Source organism: Pseudoalteromonas sp. S558, assembly GCF_005886635.1.
Classification (GTDB): Bacteria; Pseudomonadota; Gammaproteobacteria; order Enterobacterales; family Alteromonadaceae; genus Pseudoalteromonas; species Pseudoalteromonas aliena.
Window position 1 is genome coordinate 1 of record NZ_PNDU01000365.1, and the last position, 1,971, is coordinate 1,971.

The following is a 1,971-nucleotide window of genomic DNA, read 5'->3' on the forward strand; positions in this document are numbered from 1 at the left end:
CAAGCAGCTATTTTCAGCGCTAACTGCGTTGAATTTACTGAAAATCTCTGGCTAGAGAAAATAAATTTAAATATCACTATAATTTAATATGTTAGTAAATCTCTTAACCAGAGTTCAGGTTAACTTAAGTAACCTGAGTTCAGGTTCAGTAGCAAAAAAGGATTAACTCGTGTTTAAGCTTGATCATAATGGAAACGTTTTACTCGATATAAATGCCACTGCGCCTCCAAGCGCTGCGTTTGTAATTGAAGCGCTCGAAAAATCAACTTTTTGTGATTGTAAAATAGATCTTGATGCTATAAATAACTTTTTTAAAAGCGAAAGTAGCGAATCTATTTTAATTGTTGCAAGCAAACACGACGCCGCATTAGAGGTGGTTATCAATGATGATAAAATGCTTGCTGTAGGAGAGCTGACTACGGCTCAAGGCGGCAAATTACTCAGCTTAGACGTGGCTAAAAAACAGCTCGTAAAAGCAGGTATTGTGCGCGGTTACAAACAAGTATTTTTAGAACAGTTACTGCAAAAACAACTTAAGGCACCTGCTGGCACTGTTGTAAAAGGAGTTTTAGCAAAAGGCCGTTTACCCAGTGATGGCTTAGCGACAAAACTTACTACAACAGTAAAAACCCTTAAAGATCGCCTAAAAACCCCTAAGCTAAAAGAAGATGGCAATGTTGATATGCGCGATTTTGGTAAGCTGGCAAGCGTAGAGCCAGGTACCGTGCTTATTCGTCAACAACCAGCGACACCCGGTAAAGAAGGTTTTACCGTTACCGGAGAAATACTTGCCCCAAAACCAGGCGACAACAAGCAATTAGTTGCTGGTGAAGGCACTGAAATATCTAAATCTAATCCTATGGAATTAGTCTCAACTATTTCAGGCGTGCCCGTCGAAATTAATAATGGAATGCGCGTTGATGACATTTTTACTATTGCTGATGTGAATGTAAAAAGTGGTCATATTGATTTTGAAGGTAGTGTAATTGTTACGCGTAACATAGATCCAGGAATGAGAGTAACGGCCAAAGGCGATATTACAATTTTTGGCACGGTCGAATCAGGTGAGCTTACGGCAGGCGGTAATATAACCGTGAAACAAGGTATTATTGGCCATCAAAAACCTGAAGATAAATCACTATCCTGTAAACTCGTATCCGCTGGTGATATTCATGTATCCCATTCTCAGTATTGTTATATCGAAGCGACTAATATATTCATCGAGCGCCAAACGAGCCATTGCATAATGAAAGCAAAACGCTTACTGCAAGTTGGGCAAACAGACTTACCTAAAGGCAAAATATTTGGTGGTGAAATATTGGATGCGACAACGCTTATAGCTGGTGAGGTTGGTAATGAATCAGGCGCTAAAATGGTCATTAATTTAGCAACCTCAGGCGCCGAAATAACAGCAGACACAGATAATTGCTTTAAAGATTTAGCAAAAACAGATCAGCAGTTAGACACCTTACAAGATGCTCTTGAAAAAGCCGACCAAGTTAAAGATACCGAAAAGAAAAACCAGCTGATAGCAAAAATTGGGGCAACCCAATTACACTATTGCCAACAAGCAGAGCAATTAGAAAAACGCCTTTCGACTTTAGATCATGACTTGCACGATCTACTCAGTGATGCGAACCTTGCCGTAAATGCTATTTTGCACTCAGGGGTCGAAATTCATATTTTTGATAAAGTACTTAAAACGACGCGTAATTACCCACCCTGTAACGTTAGGCTGCAAAATAATAAAATAGAAATAGAGTTTAAAACGTCATAACCAAAGTGCGTTTAGCACTTTGGTTTTATTACTATAACCTTAACTCTGGTTAAGAAATTTACTAACGTATTGAATCATAAAAATATTTAAATTTATTTTCTCTAGCCAGAGATTTTCAGTGAGAACAAGGCGAATTTACGAGTCAATAGCGGGCCTATTGCAAGTAAATTCAACGCAGTTAGCGCTTAAAATAG

Annotated in this window: 1 protein-coding gene; it reads left to right on the forward strand. The window is 38.6% G+C overall.

Annotation, left to right across the window (positions count from 1 at the left end; genetic code table 11):
- Positions 1–169: 169 nt before the first annotated feature.
- Positions 170–1,777 carry a flagellar assembly protein A gene (locus tag CWB66_RS19425; RefSeq protein ID WP_138586642.1) on the forward strand — a complete coding sequence of 536 codons (1,608 nt, stop codon included), beginning with the start codon at positions 170–172 and terminating at the stop codon, positions 1,775–1,777.
- The last annotated feature ends 194 nt before the right edge of the window (positions 1,778–1,971 follow it).